Below are 16281 nucleotides of genomic sequence, written 5' to 3'. Positions count from 1 at the left end.
AGCGTAGGGCGCGGGACGTGAGGCCACAACGGGCGCGGGCCGGGACAGTGGGTACTGTCCCGGCCCGCGCCCGTATCGGTTGCGGCTACGGCTGCCGCCGCGCTGTGCGCGGCGCGTGGTCAGCCGCGCTGGATGCCCGAGGTGTCCGAGAGCAGCCCGCGCTTGCCCTCCTGGGTCTGGGTCAGCAGGGCGTCACCGCGCTGCGCGATGGCCAGGTACCAGGTGCCGGGGACGAGTTCCCCGACCGAGGGACCGCCGGAGTCGCCCTCCGGAGCCAGCGAGCGGGGCGCCGGCACGGCGAACCAGAACGGCGCGAACGCCGGGGCGGCCGGGTTCTCCGCCGCCGGTGCGGGCTCCGGCTGCTCCGCGCCCTTCTCCAGGCTGTGCGGCTGGGCCGCTGCTCCTGCCGCAGCAGCTGCGGCGGGCGTCTCCGCTGCGGCCTGCTCCTCCGCGGCGGAGGAGGACTGCGGCTTCACCACCGGGGTGAGCAGCGCCGTCGCACTGTCCTCGCGCTCGCGGGGCGGGGCGTCCTGCGGGGTCGCGGCGGGAGCCGGTGCAGGAGCGGGTGCGGGGGACGGCGCGGGCGCCGGGGCTGCTGCCGCGGCGGGCTGCGGGTAGCCGTAGCCGCTGGGCTGCGGCTGGTACGCCTGGGCCGGGTTGGGGCCGGGCGCGGGGGCGACCGGTCCGCTGAAGGGCTGGCCCGGCTGGGCCTGCTGCACCGGCTGGCCGTGGTGGAACTGCTGCGCGGGCTGCGGCTGGTAGGGCTGCTGACCGGGCTGACCGGGCTGGCCAGGCTGGCCGGGCTGACCGTACGTCGGGTAGCCGCCGGGGCCAGTCATCTGCTGCGGCCCCGTCGGCGACGCGGCGGTCAGCGGGGCGGCCAGTGCGGGCAGCAGCGGCGTCGCGATCGCGGCACCGGCCGTCAGCAGGGCGAACAGGAAGCCGAGATAGGCCCCGAACGAGTGACTGAGCAGCGGGGACGGGGTGGAGAACAGCGACCACAGCGAGGACCACAGCGATGCGACGGTCAGGACCGTGCCCCAGTGCGCCAGTTCGATTCCTGCGACCTTGGGAGCCTGCGGCGCCAGTCGGCCGACCAGTACCAGCGCTGCGCCGATCACGCCGAGGAAGAACACTGCGGGCAGCAGCGGGAAGAAGCTGCCGTGCCAGGCGTTGGCGGTGCAGCTGCCGGTGGAACCGCAGTCTGCGCTGTAGTAGGGCAGGAACGAGGAGATCAGCAACAGGAGCGCCGCAGCCGCGAGCGCCGCGTCTCCCCTGGTGACGGTTCTGGGGTTCACCGTGAGAGCCCTCTCGTGATTGGTGGGGCGGAAGCTTGGACCGCCCATAGCGTACGGTGCTCGGGCTTTGAACGGAGACGTCTGGATCATTCCGGTTTCGTGTGCGCGTCAAAGTCGCTGCCGGTGACGGCGCTGCCGACGCCGCCGACGGGCTGCGGCACGCGGCGGACGATCCGTCAGTTGCCGCTCTTCAGGAAGGTGGTGATCCCGTTGACGACCCCCTGCGCGGCCAGCTGCCGCCAGGACGCGCTGGTCATCTCGTTCGCGTCGGTGGCGTTGCGCATGTTGCCGCACTCGATGAAGACCTTGGGCACGGTCGACAGGTTCAGGCCGCCCAGGTCGCTGCGCACGTCGAGGCCGGACCCGTCGCTGATGTAGTTGGCGAAGGGCTCGCCGGTCACGCTGTGGAACGCCGAGCGCACGTCGAGGCCCAGCGAGCGGGAGGGGGCGACGATGGCGCGGTTGTCGGCGGCGCCCTCGTCCACGGCGGCCGGGAGGATCACATGGAAGCCGTGGTCGCTCGCCCCGGCGCCGTCGCCGTGGATGGAGATCGCCGCATCGGCGTGGGCGGCGTTGCCGATGGCGGCGCGCTCGGTGACGCACGGTCCCCAGGCGCGGTCGCCGTCCTGGGTGAACACCACCTTGGCACCCTCGGCCTCCAGCAGGGTGCGGGCCCGCCGGGCCACGTCCAGGGTGAAGTCCGCCTCCAGGTAGCCGGCGTTGGTCTCGGTCCCGGTGGTGTCGCAGTTGGTCGTGCCGTTGCCGATCTGGACCAGCTTGTTGATCTCGGTCGCGTACCTGCCGTTGTCGGGGTTGTGGCCCGGGTCGATCACCACGGTCTTCCCCGCCAGGGGGTGCCCGGCGGATACGGCCGGGGCCTTGCCCGCGGCGGAACTCGACGCCGAGGCCGAGGTCGCTGCCGAGGTCGACTTCGAGGCGGGGGAGCGGGTGGCGGTCGGATGCGAGGAGGACACCCCGGCGTTCCCGGAGCCGGCCGCCGAGGAGGACGAACCCCCGGGCTGCGCTCCCGCGTCCACGGTGGCGAGGCCGGGGCCGGGGCCGCCGCCCACCGCCACGCTGTGCCCGCTGTCCTGCGGTCCGGTGACGGCCTTCCAGCCCAGCCAGCCGGCGAACCCCAGCGGCACCAGGGCGGCCAGCACCACGGCGGTGGTCGCTGCCCGGCCTCGGCGGCGGCGCTGCTCGGGGACATCGTAACGGTCCAGCGGGTGTTCAGATCTCACCGTCTGTCCTTGTCGCCAGGCCGTACTGCGTCGCGATCGGATTCCAGGCCGCGACGAAGCTCTTCTTGTCGGTGGTGGCGGAGGTGCTCTGACTCAAACCGTTGTTCCAATCGGCATTGTGCGGGGAGTTGCCGGGGGTGCAGCCGCCGTTGGCCATCGCTCCCGCCCAGTTGGCGAAGTCGGTGTCGGCCGCAGCCGACTCGGACCAGGCGCGGCTCAGTGTCTGCAGCGCGGCCGCGGCCCCGGCCGGGAGCTGCGACACGTCGAGCGAGGCCGCCTGCTGGGAGAGCGACTGCCTGGCCTGCGCGGCCTGGTTCAGCACGCTCTGCGCATTGGAGACCGCACCGGAGTCGGTGCAGTTGTCGACCGCCTGGACGGCGTTGGCGACCTGCGAGCGGGAGCTCGCCGAGGAGGAGAGCAACTGGTCGACGGCAGCGGCCTGGGACCGTGCCTGCGCCGTGTCACTCGCCGACGGGCTCGCGGACGCGCTCGCCGAGGCGGAGGCCGAGTCCGAGGGGTTGGTGCTGTCCGAGGGCGAACCGGCGGACGACCCGGTCGGGGTGGCGCCGGTGGTCGCCACCGGCGGCGTGGAGGTGTGGCCCGAGGCCTGCTTGTTGTCCTTGGTCAGGCCGAGGCCCCAGACCACGCCGACGCCCAGCAGCGCGGCGACCACGACGACCAGGGCGATCAGCAGCGGAAGGTTTCTGCGGCCGCCGTCACCGCCGCCCGGGTCCTCGGGGCCGTTGGGGCCACTGGGGCCACCGGGATAGGCGGGCGGCTGACCGAACTGCTGTTGCTGCGGTTGGAGCGGGTAGAGCGGAGGCTGACCTGGCTGCTGGCGCGGGCCGGCCCCGGGGCCTTGGCCGTAGCCGGGGCCGTACCCCTGGCCGGGCATCGTCGCACCCTGGCCCTGACCCTGGCCCTGATAGGAGGCCGGGGGGCTGCCGGGCGGCGGGCCGTAGGGCGGGCCGACCGGGGCTCCCGGCGCGCGGTAGCCCGGTGCGCCGTACCCGGGAGCGCTGTAGCTCGGCGAGCCCTGTCCCGGCTGCGGGTAGCCGTATCGGGCCCCGGGCGCGGTCGGAGGCGCTTGGGGGGCGGGCGGCGGCGTCCGGGGTGCCTGGGGCAGCTGGGGAGGCCGGGACGCCTGCTGCGCCTGAGGCTCGGTGACCTTCGGGAGGTCCTTGGCCGTGGGGACGTAGGGACGGCCCGCCGCCGGGTCGGACTGCGTCGGCGGCGACTGCGGCGACGGCACATTCGGCTGCGCGGGCGGGACCGGGGGCATGACCGAGGTCGGCGCATCGTCGGAGGCCGGGGCCGGGACGGCGGGGGCGGGGCTGGTGGGGCCGCCCGAGCCGGAGCCGCCGGCGGTTGTCGGCCGGGTCGGAAGGGTCGACTGCAGCGGAAGGGTCGGTGGGGCCGAAGGTACCGGCGGAACGGGCGGAGGCGACAGGTCGGAGGCCGCCCTCGGGTCGTCGGCGGACCCGGCTCCCTGCGGCTGGCCCTCCGGGCCCTGCGCGGACTCCGGGCTCCCCGGAGTCTCCGGCGTTGCGGGTGTTGCCGGAGAATCCGGTGTTGCCGGATTCTCCGGGCCCTCCGGGGGCTCCTGCCTCTGCCACATCGCGGCTGTCTTCGGGTCGCGGCGGCGTACCCAGCCCCCGGCGCCGTTCCTGGCTGTGGGGTCCCATACCGCGGGCGCGGTCTCCTCCGGTTCGGCCATTGCCGGTCCCTCCCCGCCTCCCGCATGCGTGACTGTTCCCGCAACCGTACCGAAGGCGGCCTCCGAGGTGCGGAGCTTGTCCGTGATCAGTGCCGGTGCGGGACGGGCGGGTACCCTGGCCCGCACCGTGCGCCGGTACCGTTACCCCCGCCGCAGCACCCGCAGCGAGCCCGTCACCGACACCTCGACGAAGCCCTCGGCGAGCGCGCGCAGGTACACCCGGTACGGGGCCTGGCCGCCGTCGGCCGGATCGGGGAACACGTCGTGGACCACCAGCAGCCCGCCCGGGGCCAGATGCGGCGTCCAGCCCTCGTAGTCGCCGGTGGCGTGCTCGTCGGTGTGACCGCCGTCGATGAACACCAGCCCCAGCGGGGTCCCCCACACGGCCGCCACCTGCGGTGACCGGCCCACCAGGGCGATCACGTGGTCCTCGAGACCGGCCGCGTGCAGGGTCCGGCGGAACCGGGGCAGGGTGTCCATCCGCCCGACCTCGGGGTCGACCAGCGAGGTGTCGTGGTACTCCCAGCCGGGCTGCTGCTCCTCGGAGCCGCGGTGATGGTCGACGGTCAGCGCGACCACGCCCGCCCGTCGAGCGGCATCGGCGAGCAGGATGGTGGAGCGCCCGCAGTACGTCCCCACCTCCAGCAACGGCAACCCGGTCCGGGCAGCGGCCTCGGCCGCCACGCCGTAGAGGGCCAGCCCCTCGTCCACCGGCATGAACCCGGTCGCCGCCTCGAACGCCGCAAGCACGCCGGCCGAGGGCGCATCGGCTGAGGTCGCGCCGCTACTGGCCGCCGTGTCGGTGTCCGTCATGCTCGCCGCTCCTGCCTGTGACTTCCTGCGTTCCGGGGTTGGACCCTACTCGACAGTCCGCGGGGGAGGCGGAGCGGCGTCCGCCGGAGCGGCGGGGCACGTCCCGCGACCGAGCCCCCGTCCCGACTCCTTCCATCGCCTGCCCTTGTCGCGCTGGTGACAGCAGTTCCGTCAGCTCAGTCGCTTGGCCACCTGTGCCCGTAGCGGAGCGAGCTCGTGGTCCACTGCGGTCCACTGTTCCGGTTCGACGACGATCGTCGGTTCTGTTGCCGGGAGTTGGCGCAGGAAGGCGACTCGGAGGTAGGTCGGCGGGTGGCTGCTGTCCGACGTCGAGCCTTCCAACTCGGAGACCCGGAGTTGGCGAGCCCGCTCGCTCTCGGGGACGGAACTCAGGTACTCGCGCAGTTCCTCCCAGAGGTCGGTGCTGTCGACCGGAGGCGCCTCCCCGCGACGGCGCCTCGGGGAGACGACCCGTCCCCGGCGTCGGTTGAGGACGAATTGGACAGAACTCAGGCGGGTCAGTGCCAGGGTCAGACCGATGGCAGCGTCCGAGCCTGCCGTGCGTACGGCGAGTGCGTCGGCCAGGTACTCGGCGCGTCGGCCGGAGCGCAGGGTGAGTCGGTGCAGCAACCGCTGCAGCCTTGCCACCAGCCAGTTGACGCAGGCCAGAGCCCAGCGGACGATCCAGTGGACCGTGGCGTCCAGTCCGCCACGGGGCAGTTGGATGTCCGCGGGGGCGAGCACATCACGCCAGCCGTCCAGGGTCTGCAGGGCGGTGCCGATCCACAGGCCCCGTCGGCTGTCCCCGTTGGCGCTGTGGCCGAACTCGTGGCCGAGCAGGGCTATGCGTTGCTGGGGCGTGAGGGTCTCCCAGAGTGGCAGACCGAGGGTGAGCACGCTCCGGCGGCGGAGGCCGATGCGGGCGTATGAGGCGTTGAAGCGTCCGTTGACGATGATCAGGTGAGCCGGAGAGCAGCCCAGGTGGGCGGCGACACGGTCCGTGACCGCGTACAGCGCCGGCGCGGCCGTGCGGTCGAGAACCCGGCCGCTCTTGCGGAGCCGTCGCACACTGCCGAGGCGGGGCCGCAGGATGACGGCAGCAGCCAGCAGGATCACGCCCAGGATCCGCGCTGTGAAACCGGCCGGCGGAATCAGCAGCCAGACGGTGAAGGCGAGAGTCGCCAGGCTGAGCGCGTGCACCGCGCAGGCGATGGCCAGCGCACCGAACCAGGCCCCGTCCCGGTGTGGTCGTAGATCACCGGCCCCTGTCACTGCGCGGTACAGCTTCTCCTCCGCTGCTGCCGCGGCGGTGTTCGGCTCGGGCTGCGGGTCGGGGAGGGCATTCCACCCGCAACTGGTGCACCACTGGGTGAATCGGGGGTCCGTGGTGAGCGTGCTGCCGCAGTTCTTGCAGGTCGGGGTGGTGCTACTGATGGTCGGAGGCGTGGTCACGGGAGGGGATCATGCCCTATCCGCATGCGTTGGCGTAGCCAATTCACAGGTGGGGGGTTTCCGAAAGCTGGAACGGGTTCTAATCTGACGGTGCGTCAGATTGTGGGCGGCGTACGCCACCGGGGCGACCTGAGCTGAAGGGGAGCGCATGGCCATAGGGATCAGCGAGGACCATCGCCAGCTGCAGGCGGCCGTGCGGGGCCGGTTGGAGCGGGAGGTTCCGCCGGAGGTCGTGCGCGACGGGTTCGGGGAGCACGGGCGTGCGCCGGTGCGTCATGGTCGGGCGGAGTGGTGGGACGGACTGGCCGGGCAGGGGCTGTTGGGGTTGCACCTGCCCGGCGAGTTCGGCGGGGGTGGAGGAGACCTGCTGGACCTGGCCGTGGTGCTGGAGGAGGCGGGCCGTGCGGTGCTGCCGGGCGCCTACCTGCCGACGGTGCTGGTGTCCACCGTGCTTGCCGCCGCCGGTGGGGCGGAGGCCAAGCGGCGGCTGGCCGCGCTGGCCGAGGGGAGTTGTACCGGGGCGCTGGCGTTGGAGCCTGGGGGTCTGCGTGCCGAGCCGGTCACCGGTGGGTGGCGGCTGAGTGGGGACGCCGGCCCGGTGCTCGGGGGTGACCAGGCGGATCTGCTGCTGCTCGCCGCGGTGCTGGAGGGCGGGGAGTCCGCCTGGTTCGCCGTGGAGGCCGCCGAACCGGCCGTCCGGCCGCTGCCGGCGCTGGACCTGACCCGGGGCGTGGCGTCCGTCGAGGCCGACGGGCTGCTGGTGGGGGAGGAGCAGCGGCTCGCCGTCGACGCCGAGCAGGTGGCCGCGCTGGCGTCGGTGGTGCTGGCGGCGGAGGCCTGCGGGATCGCGGGATGGGCGCTGGACACGGCTGCCGGCCATGCCAAGGTCCGCGAGCAGTTCGGGCGGCCGATCGGGAAGTTCCAGGCGGTCAAACACCTCTGCGCCTGGATGCTGGTCCGCGCCGAGGCGGCACGCGCGGCGACCTGGCAGGCGGCACGCGAACCGGAGCCCCTGGCCGCGGCGATCGCTGCGACGCTGGCGCTGGAGGCGGCGTTCGAGAACGCCAAGGACTGTATCCAGGTGCTCGGCGGGATCGGCTTCACCTGGGAGCATCCGGCGCATCTGCGGTTGCGCCGGGCACTGGCGGTGCGTCAGTTCCTGGGCGCCGGGGCCGCGCTGAACGGGCGGGTGGCTCGGATCGCAGGGGAGCGGGGTCTGCACCGCCCGGCGCTGGAACTGCCGCCCGAGGCCGAGGAGTTCCGTACCGCGCCGCGGGCCGCGGCGGCGGCCGTGCAGGGGTTGGCGCCGGCCGAGCAGCGACGCAGGCTGGCCCCGGGCGGCTGGACGGCTCCGCATCTGCCGCCGCCGTACGGGCTGGGGGCGGATGCGCTGCGGCAGTTGGTGGTCGAGCAGGAGCTGCGGGCGGCGGGGGTGGTGCTTCCGGATCTCACCATCGGCACCTGGGTGATCCCCTCCATCGTCGCCCATGGCACGCCGGAGCAGCGCGAGCGGTTCGTGATGCCGACGCTCAAAGGCGAACTGACCTGGTGTCAGCTGTTCTCCGAGCCCGAGGCCGGCTCCGATCTCGCCTCGCTGCGCACCCGGGCCGTCCGGCTGCCGGACGGGCGCTGGCAGGTGGACGGGCAGAAGGTGTGGACGTCGAGTGCGCGCACTGCGGACTTCGGGATCCTGCTGGCGCGGACCTCGCCGGACCGGCCCAAGCACCAGGGGTTGACCTACTTCCTTGTCGACATGCGGACGACTCCAGGTATCGACATCCGGCCGCTGCGCGAGCTCACCGGCGACGCGGTCTTCAACGAGGTGTTCCTCGACGGCGTGGTGCTTCCGTCCGACGCGGTAGTGGGCGAGGTCGACGGCGGTTGGCGGGTGGCCAGGCACACCCTGGGCCATGAGCGGGTGCACATGGCGGACTCCAGCCCGACCGCCGACGCGGTGCGGAGGCTGCTGGCCCTGCCGGGCGCGGACAGCGAGCGGAGCACCCGCCTGGGTCGACTGGTCGCCGTCGAGCACGCGCTGGCCTGCATCGACCTCAGGACGGCGCTGAGCAGTCTGGACGGTCTCGACCCCGGCCCCGGTGCCAGCGTCCGCAAGCTGCTGTCGGCTCCGCACGCCCAGAACGTGGCCGAGCTGGCGCTGGAGCTGTGCGGTCCGGCGGGCGCCGTGGCGGAGGGGGTGGGCGGTCAGGCGGCCCGGGCCTTTCTGATGGCGCGCTGCCTGACCATCGCGGGCGGTACCACGCAAGTGCAGCTGAACGTCGTCGCGGAGCGGATCCTCGGCCTGCCGAGGGACTGAGCCGCCGCCGGGCGGATGGGGAAGTCACGACCATGGACTGGAGTGGGGCAATGCCTGGAAAGAGCTACCTCGTCGGCGTCGGCATGACGAACTTCGAGAAGCCGGAGAGCCGGGACTGGCAGTACTGGGACATGGCCCGCGAGGCGGGGCAGGCCGCGCTGGCCGACGCCGGGATCGACTACGCGCTGGTCGAACAGGCCCCGGTGGGCTACTGCCAGCAGCAGTCGACGGCGGGCCAGCGCGCCGTCTACGAGCTGGGCCTGACCGGCATCCCGGTCTACAACGTCAACAACAACTGTGCGACCGGCTCCACGGCGCTGATGATGGCCCGCCAGTTCGTCGCCGGCGGGATCAGCGACTGCGTCCTCGCACTGGGCTTCGAGAAGATGAGCCGGGGGGCGCTCGGCGCGGGCGCGGGGGCCGGTGACTTCGCGACCAGTCCGGTGGCCCGGCACTACGGGGTGATGGCGGCCAAGCACGGCTTCGCCGCGACGCCGCCGACCGCGCAGATCTTCGGCAACGCCGCCCGGGAGCACATGGAGCGCTACGGCACCACCGCGGAGCAGCTGGCCCTGGTCGGGGTGAAGAACCACCGCCACTCGGCGGCCAACCCCCGGGCCCAGTTCCGCGACAGCTACACCCTGGAGCAGGTGCTGGCGTCCAGGACCATCCACGACCCGCTGACCAAGCTCCAGTGCTCGCCCACCTCGGACGGCGCCGCGGCGGCGGTCGTGGTCTCGGAGCGCTTCGTGGAGCAGCACGGTCTGCAGGACCGCGCCGTGGAGATCCTGGGCCAGGCCATGACCACCGACACCGAGGCCAGTTTCGGCTCGGGATCGTCCATCGACGTGGTCGGCAAGCCGATGAGCCGGGCCGCCGCACTGGCGGTGTACCGGCAGTCGGGGCTCGGCATCGAGGACGTGGACGTGGTCGAGCTGCACGACTGCTTCTCCGTCAACGAGCTGCTGACCTACGAGGCGCTGGGCATGTGCGCGGACGGCGAGAGCGGCAAGCTGGTCGCCGAGGGCGCGACGACCTACGGCGGACGGTGGGTGGTGAATCCGTCCGGGGGCCTGATCTCCAAGGGGCATCCGCTGGGCGCCACCGGGCTGGCGCAGTGCGCCGAACTGGTCTGGCAGCTGCGCGGCGAGGCGGGGGAACGCCAGGTCGCGGGCGCCAGGGTGGGGCTGGCGCACAACATCGGGCTGGGCGGCGCCGCCGTGGTGACCATGCTGCGGCGCTGACCTGCCGGCGGCCTGCCGAGGGTCGGCCGACGGCCGGTCAGGTGGCTCGGGGGAGTTCTCAAGGGCCCCGCGATGCGTTATACCTGACGGTGAGTCAGATGAAACACGTTCTACTAAGGTGCCAGCAGGGGTTCCCGCGGGAGCCCCACCACCAGACCCGCGGGTCCGGCCGTCCCACGGAGCCGTGGCCCGCGCAGAGCGGCCCCGACGCGTACGACGGTGCGGACGGACGCGTCGGGGTCCACCAGACGGCACGACACGAGGAGAGCAGGACCGATGCCCATCGACGCCGCCACGGCACTCGCGGCCCCGCCGCGCACCACCGACCTGGCCTGGGAGGCCAAGGACGTCCTGCTCTACCACCTGGGCGTCGGCGCCGGGTCCCAGCGCCCGGCCACCGACCCCGACGAACTGCGCTACACCTACGAGAAGGACCTCCAGGTGCTGCCCAGCTTCGTCACCGTGGCCGGCGGCGGACTGGCCAAGGCGGGTGCCTTCACCCTGCCGGGGCTGGACATCAACCTCGCCCAGGTGCTGCACGGCGGCCAGCGGATCGAGCTGCACCGGCCGGTCCCGGCCGAGGGCCGGGCCGTCCTCACCAGCAGCCTCGCCGCGGCGTACGACAAGGGCAAGGCGGCGGTGCTGGTGATGCGCGGCGAGGCCGCCGACGAGGCGGGTCCGCTGTGGACCACCGACACCGAGATCTTCGTCCGCGGCGAGGGCGGCTTCGGCGGGGAGCGCGGCGAGAGCAACCGGATCGCGCTGCCCGAGCGGGCGCCCGAGTGGGAGCGCGAGGTTCCGGTCCGCCACGACCAGGCACTGCTCTACCGGCTCTCCGGCGACTGGAACCCGCTGCACGCCGACCCCGACTTCGCCAAGCTGGCCGGCTTCGACCGTCCCATCCTGCACGGGCTCTGCTCGTACGGGACCACCCTGAAGGCCGTCGTGGACACCGTCCTCGGCGGCGACGCGAGCCGCGTCCTCAGCTACAGCACCCGCTTCGCCGGGATCTTCTTCCCCGGCGAGACGCTCCGGATCCGGGTCTGGGACGAGGGCGGCAGCAGGCTCCTGGTCTCCGCGACCTCGGTGGACCGCGCCGACGCGCCGGTCCTCGCCGACACCGTCATCACCTACCACTGACCGACGAGATACCGCTGACCGACGAGAACTCAGCACCGACCCACCGACCCACCGACCCACCCGATCCGCACCAGCCACAGGGGAGCAGCCATGCGCGCAGCAGTCCTGCACGAGACAGGTCAGGAGAAGCTCGAGGTCCACGAGGGGGTCACCCTTCCCGAGGTGGGCCCCGGCAAGGTCAAGGTCCGGCTGCGGGCGGCCAGCCTGTGCCACTCCGACCTGTCCGCGATGAGCGGGGTGCTGCCGCAGCCCGCCCCCTTCGTGCCGGGCCACGAGGGCGCCGGCGAGGTGACCGAGGTCGGCGAGGGCGTCGAGGGGCTGGCCGTCGGCGACCATGTCGTCGTCTGCTGGATGCCGCCCTGCGGCAGGTGTCCCAGCTGCGTCCGGGGCGAGGGCAACCTCTGCCTGGCCGGCTTCGCCAACATGGGCAGCCCCAACTACCACCACGACGGCACCGACATCTTCGGCTTCTCCGGCACCGGGACCTTCGCCGAGGAGAGCGTGGTGGCGGCCGGCTGCGCGGTGAAGCTGCCGGACGACGTGCCGTTCGAGGTCGGCGCGCTGATCGGCTGCGGGGTGACCACCGGCGTGGGCGCGGCGATCCACACCGCGAAGGTCGAACCGGGCTCCTCGGTGGTGGTGATCGGCTGCGGTGGGGTGGGCATCGCCGCCATCCAGGGAGCCAGGGTCGCCGGCGCCGCGCAGATCGTCGCGGTGGACCCGGTCGCCGGCCGCCGGGAGTGGGCGCTGCGCTTCGGCGCGACCGAGGCGGTGGCGCCCGAGGGGCTGGCCGAGGTGCAGCAGCGGCTGACCGGCGGCGAGGGCTTCGACTACGCCTTCGAGGTCGTCGGCCGCTCGTCCACGGTCAGGGCGGCGTACGACGCGGTACGGCGCGGCGGCGCGCTGGTGGTGGTCGGCGCGGGGGCCATGGACGACATGGTGCAGTTCAACATGTTCGAGCTGTTCTTCAACGAGAAGCGCATCCTGCCCTCGCTCTACGGCGGCACCGACGTGCTCCGCGGCTACCGCACCGTCATCGACCTGTGGCGGGCCGGACGGCTGGACCTGGAGGGCATGGTGACCCACCACGTCCGGCTGGAGGGGATCAACGACGCGGTGCAGCAGATGCGCAGCGGCGAGGCCCTCCGCACCGTCATCGACCTCTGAGACCCCGGACCCCGATACCCCCGGACCCCGATACCCCCGGACCCCGATACCCCCAGACCTTGATACCCCCAGACCCCGGCGAAGGAGTCACCCCGGTATGAGCACCTCTCTCTCCGGCAGGACCGCGATCGTCACCGGTGCGGGCCGCGGCCTCGGCCGCGCCGAGGCGCTGGAACTGGCCAGGCTCGGCGCCAATGTGGTCGTCAACGACTTCGGCGCGCCCGGCCGGGACGGCAGCGGCGGGGCCTCGGCCGCCCCGGCGGACCAGACCGTCGCGGAGATCGTCGCCGAAGGCGGCCGGGCGGTGGCCCACTACGGCGACGTCGCCGACCTGGACGCCGCCCGCGCCCTGGTCGACCTGGCCGTGGACACCTACGGGCAGCTCGACATCCTGGTCAACAACGCCGGCATCCTGCGCGACCGGATGGTCTTCTCGATGACCGAGGAGGAGTGGGACTCGGTCGTCCACGTCCACCTCAAGGGCCACTTCGCGACGACCCGCTTCGCCGCCGCGCACTGGCGCGAGCGCTCCAAGGCCGCGGGCGGGCCGGTGTACGGACGGATCGTCAACACCTCCTCGGAGGCGTTCGTGGCCGGCTCGGCCGGGCAGCCCAACTACGCCGCCGCCAAGGGCGGCATCGTCGGGCTGACGATGAGCTGCGCCTCGGCGCTGGCCCGCTACGGAGTGACCTCCAATGTGATCTGCCCGAGGGCGCGCACCCGGATGACCGACGACGTGTTCGTGGGATCGATGGGCGCTCCTGAACAGGGGTTGGACCCGCTGGCGCCGGAGCATGTGTCACCGCTGGTCGGCTATCTGGCCTCGCCCGCCGCCGAGCGGGTCAACGGCCAGCTGTTCGTGGTGCACGGCGGGATGGTCGCGATCCTGGGACAGCCGCCGGTGCTGGCGAAGTTCGACACCGCCAAGGACCAGTTCACCCCGGCCGAGCTGGACGATCTGCTCAGCCCCTTCTATCAGGGGCGCACCCCGGGCGACGGCTATGCCAACCTCGCCGTCCTGGGCCTGCGGCACGGGAGTTGACGGACCATCGGGTACTACCGGGAGGTCGGGTACTGGCAGCCGCCGTTCCGCAGGGGTCGTGTCCTGCGGAACGGCGGCAGGTCAGTCGGCCACCGTCCCGTTGTGCAGCACCCGGCGGTGCCGGCCGTGGCCGGCCGGTTCACGCCGGCCCTCCACGTCGTCGTCGGCCACCGAGCCGCGGTGCTTGCCCGCGGTGTCGAACCGGTCGTGCGTGTCCCCCGGAGCAGCGTCCAGGCGGTTCTCAGTGATGTCTGTGAGGGCATCTGACATGAGAAGTCGTCTCTCCGTTGTGTGAGCTTCAATGCCTTTGTTGCGTCATCTGTCGTGATCACCCTATGCAATGCACCCTGCTCGGGTCCTGTCGGGTCTGTAACAAAGCGTCCACGATCGGTACTCGCCGGTACGTTCCCTCGGGCACGGATCCGGGTGCGGATCCGCATCTGCATCACGGCGTGCGGTCAGGTCGGGCGCCCGGTCCGCAGGAAGCCTGCCAGCAGTTCGTGCAGCACCGGAGCGCCGTCCTCGGCCAGCACCTCGTGGCCCGCCCCCGCGGCCTCCACATAGCGGAAGTCGGCACCCTCCGTGTGCCCCATCCGCAGCAGTTCCTGACGCAGCGTGCGCGACTGCGTCACCGGCACCACCTCGTCCCGGTCGCCGTGCACCACCAGCAGTGGCGCGGCCAGCCGGTGGCACACCCGCAGGACGTCCCGGGCGCCGCTGCCGTCCTCCGGTTCGTGCGCCCCGCCGAGACGCTGCGTCAGCGCCCGGACGGCGGGGCCGGCCTCGGCCAGCAGCCGCGGACCGGACAGGAACGGCGCGACCACCGCGCAGCGGGCGATCTGCTCCGGCGCCGAACAAGCGGCCAGCAGGGCCAGGAACGCCCCGTAGCTGACCCCGAACAGTGACGCCGGCTCAAGTCCCAGCGCCGCCCGCTGGCCGCTCACCGACGACAGCAGCGCCAGCACGTCGTCCAGGTCGGGACCGCCCCAGGCGTTCTGCAGCGCCTGCGCGTACTCGACGCCGTAGCCGGTGCTGCCGCGCTGGTTGACGGCGACCACGGCCAGGCCCTCGCCGGCCATCCGCTGCAGCGCCGGATCGAACTCCAGCCGCCAGGCGTCCGCCGGACCCCCGTGCAGCGCGACCACCAGGTGCTGCGCCGTCAGCCAGGTGTCCCCGCCGTAGACCACGGCCTCCATCGGACCGACCGCTCCGGCCAGTTCCACGGTGCGGGCGCCGTGCCAGCGGCCGCCGTCGCCCGGCGCCGCACTGCCGTCCAGCCGCCAGCCGGACGACGTGCCGGCCCGGCTCTCGCGGAGCGCGCGGGGAGACGGGAGTATCCGGATGACGCTGCCCATTCCGGCGGCGCCGCCCTGCAGCGGGGCCAGCCGCAGCGGCATCGTCGGCACCGGCTCCTCGGCCTCCGGCGGACCCTCCAGCAGCCGGTCCACCTGCACGGTGGCGATGCCCGCCGGATGGTCCGGGGAGGAGTAGGGCAGCCGCAGCCCGGCCGCCGACCAGTGGCCCACGCCGCCCAGCCGTCCGGCCGGCACCGGCAGCGTCTCCAGCTGCCCGGACGAGGGCCGCCAGGTCGCCAGCGTGGAGCCGGCCCCCCAGTCGCCCTGCAGGGCCACCCGCTGCTCGGCCGCCGGAAGCCCGGCCCGGCCCGGTTCGATCGCCACCGGCCGCAGGAACTCCCTGGTCCGGTGCAGGCAGTCGGGGAAGCGCAGCGGCTCGTCGCCGCCGAGGACGCCCCAGCCCAGGCGGTCCTGCCCCGGGGCGTCGCTGCGCACCAGGATCAGCCCGCTCGCCGGGTCCGCGGCGACCAGGCGGTCGTTGCTGCCGGGGGCCAGCTCCAGGAAGGGGCTGACCGACCCGGTGGCCAGGTCCAGCACCACCGTCCGTACCGAGGGCACGGTGGGTCCCCCGGTGGCGCCGGGCACCAGATGGTCCAGGGCCAGCATCCGGCCGCCCCGGTCCAGCCAGACCCCGCCGCCGGACATCCCGGCGAACTCCGCGACCTGCTGCGGCTGCACCCCGCCGTCGGCGCTCACCAGCCAGACCGAGGTCACCGCGCGGCCGTCGCTGCCCAGCGCCACCGCGACCGGCGCGCCGGGCTCGGGCGAGGGCATCGCCATCAGCCGCAGCCCCGGCAGCCGCAGCATGCCCACGAAGGTCTCCCGCACCGAGGCGGGGGTGCGCACCACCAGGTCGTACCGGTCGCCCTGGAACCGGCAGACCAGTACCCGGCCGTCGGGCAGCGAGACCAGCTGCGAGCGCAGGCTCTCCGGAGCCGCGCCCGGCGCCTGCGGCAGCGCGACCGGTATGGCCCCGCCACGCTCGGCGCCGCCTTGGTCCGTCCCGCCGGCACCGGCGCCTGGGCCGCCGAGGCTGCCGAGACCGCCCACGATCAGACCGCCGACGACCTGCTCCGCGGACTCCTCGTTAGCGGCCGTGTCCAGCCGCCAGCTCTCCACATACCAGCTGCCCTCGCCCGAGGACGCCATACAGGCCGCGTAGCCGCCGCCGGCCGAGAACGTGAAGCCGACCCGGCGCAGCGCGGGCGCCGCCCTGGTGTGCGGGAAGGAGCCGACGAGAGTGAGAGGTGTCGCAGTCATGGGAGGTCACCAACCAGGTGTCATGGGGGTCGGACCCGAACGGCTCCCCGCCGCGGGTCCGCAGCCGGGACCAACCGAGCGTTGCCGCCCCCGCCGCACCACAGACGCTACTTACGCCACCCCCCGCACCCGAACGGATCGATGCCCCTTCACTCATAAGGGTGAGCCCGTGGACGGCCGGGGCCACCGGTGTCCGGGCGGCGGCGGAGCACCCGCCAGGAGGGCGGCGGGCGCCGGG

12 protein-coding genes are annotated in these 16281 nt (G+C 73.4%); 5 read left to right on the top strand and 7 right to left on the bottom strand.

Going from position 1 to position 16281, the window contains the following annotated elements; genetic code table 11:
• Positions 1-119 precede the first annotated feature (119 nt).
• The 5 genes from ABUW04_RS24480 to ABUW04_RS24460 form a co-directional block, all read right to left on the bottom strand.
• Complete coding sequence (locus ABUW04_RS24480; protein ID WP_380566616.1) at positions 120-1298, bottom strand: hypothetical protein; 1179 nt, start codon at positions 1296-1298, stop codon at positions 120-122.
• A 176-nt stretch (positions 1299-1474) separates the two neighbouring features.
• On the bottom strand, positions 1475-2539 hold the full coding sequence (locus tag ABUW04_RS24475) for an N-acetylmuramoyl-L-alanine amidase (RefSeq protein ID WP_380566615.1): 1065 nt from the start codon (positions 2537-2539) through the stop codon (positions 1475-1477).
• Complete coding sequence (locus tag ABUW04_RS24470; protein ID WP_380566614.1) at positions 2529-3791, bottom strand: hypothetical protein; 1263 nt, start codon at positions 3789-3791, stop codon at positions 2529-2531. Before ABUW04_RS24470 ends, ABUW04_RS24475 begins: the two co-directional genes overlap by 11 nt.
• 606 nt (positions 3792-4397) lie before the next feature.
• On the bottom strand, positions 4398-5069 hold the full coding sequence (locus ABUW04_RS24465) for a class I SAM-dependent methyltransferase (protein WP_051724976.1): 672 nt from the start codon (positions 5067-5069) through the stop codon (positions 4398-4400).
• A gap of 171 nt (positions 5070-5240) precedes the next feature.
• A complete protein-coding gene (locus ABUW04_RS24460) occupies positions 5241-6521 on the bottom strand; it encodes a M48 family metalloprotease (RefSeq protein WP_380566613.1) in 1281 nt (426 codons plus the stop codon).
• A gap of 148 nt (positions 6522-6669) precedes the next feature.
• Between ABUW04_RS24460 and ABUW04_RS24455 the strand changes: the two genes are divergently transcribed.
• The 5 genes from ABUW04_RS24455 to ABUW04_RS24435 all read left to right on the top strand — a co-directional run bounded on the left by ABUW04_RS24455 (position 6670) and on the right by ABUW04_RS24435 (position 13428).
• On the top strand, positions 6670-8835 hold the full coding sequence (locus ABUW04_RS24455) for an acyl-CoA dehydrogenase family protein (RefSeq protein ID WP_380566612.1): 2166 nt from the start codon (positions 6670-6672) through the stop codon (positions 8833-8835).
• A 50-nt stretch (positions 8836-8885) separates the two neighbouring features.
• Positions 8886-10079, top strand: a complete 1194-nt coding sequence (locus ABUW04_RS24450; RefSeq protein ID WP_030251240.1) for a lipid-transfer protein — start codon at positions 8886-8888, stop codon at positions 10077-10079.
• 276 nt (positions 10080-10355) lie between these two features.
• Positions 10356-11219: a MaoC/PaaZ C-terminal domain-containing protein gene (locus ABUW04_RS24445; RefSeq protein ID WP_380566611.1), complete on the top strand. Its 864-nt coding sequence runs from the start codon at positions 10356-10358 to the stop codon at positions 11217-11219.
• A gap of 90 nt (positions 11220-11309) precedes the next feature.
• Positions 11310-12386, top strand: a complete 1077-nt coding sequence (locus ABUW04_RS24440; protein WP_030251243.1) for a Zn-dependent alcohol dehydrogenase — start codon at positions 11310-11312, stop codon at positions 12384-12386.
• A 97-nt stretch (positions 12387-12483) separates the two neighbouring features.
• Positions 12484-13428, top strand: a complete 945-nt coding sequence (locus ABUW04_RS24435) for a 3-oxoacyl-ACP reductase (RefSeq protein WP_030251244.1) — start codon at positions 12484-12486, stop codon at positions 13426-13428.
• An 81-nt stretch (positions 13429-13509) separates the two neighbouring features.
• Here the strand turns inward: ABUW04_RS24435 and ABUW04_RS24430 are convergent, their stop codons facing one another.
• Positions 13510-13698 carry a hypothetical protein gene (locus tag ABUW04_RS24430; protein ID WP_030251245.1) on the bottom strand — a complete coding sequence of 63 codons (189 nt, stop codon included), beginning with the start codon at positions 13696-13698 and terminating at the stop codon, positions 13510-13512.
• 188 nt (positions 13699-13886) lie between these two features.
• Positions 13887-16043: an alpha/beta hydrolase family protein gene (locus ABUW04_RS24425; RefSeq protein ID WP_380566610.1), complete on the bottom strand. Its 2157-nt coding sequence runs from the start codon at positions 16041-16043 to the stop codon at positions 13887-13889.
• Positions 16044-16281 lie beyond the last annotated feature (238 nt).

Origin of the sequence: Streptacidiphilus jeojiensis (assembly GCF_042510965.1) — a bacterium.
GTDB lineage: Bacteria > Actinomycetota > Actinomycetes > Streptomycetales > Streptomycetaceae > Streptacidiphilus > Streptacidiphilus jeojiensis.
This window is presented reverse-complemented; position numbering and strand designations above follow the sequence as displayed.

What these genes read in the sequence shown, in the direction of transcription:
- ABUW04_RS24465 (WP_051724976.1), bottom strand. Translation starts at nt 5,069, where the DNA reads ATGACGGACACCGACACGGCGGCCAGTAGCGGCGCGACCTCAGCCGAT.
- ABUW04_RS24455 (WP_380566612.1), top strand. Translation starts at nt 6,670, where the DNA reads ATGGCCATAGGGATCAGCGAGGACCATCGCCAGCTGCAGGCGGCCGTG.
- ABUW04_RS24450 (WP_030251240.1), top strand. Translation starts at nt 8,886, where the DNA reads ATGCCTGGAAAGAGCTACCTCGTCGGCGTCGGCATGACGAACTTCGAG.
- ABUW04_RS24445 (WP_380566611.1), top strand. Translation starts at nt 10,356, where the DNA reads ATGCCCATCGACGCCGCCACGGCACTCGCGGCCCCGCCGCGCACCACC.
- ABUW04_RS24440 (WP_030251243.1), top strand. Translation starts at nt 11,310, where the DNA reads ATGCGCGCAGCAGTCCTGCACGAGACAGGTCAGGAGAAGCTCGAGGTC.
- ABUW04_RS24435 (WP_030251244.1), top strand. Translation starts at nt 12,484, where the DNA reads ATGAGCACCTCTCTCTCCGGCAGGACCGCGATCGTCACCGGTGCGGGC.
- ABUW04_RS24430 (WP_030251245.1), bottom strand. Translation starts at nt 13,698, where the DNA reads ATGTCAGATGCCCTCACAGACATCACTGAGAACCGCCTGGACGCTGCT.
- ABUW04_RS24425 (WP_380566610.1), bottom strand. Translation starts at nt 16,043, where the DNA reads ATGACTGCGACACCTCTCACTCTCGTCGGCTCCTTCCCGCACACCAGG.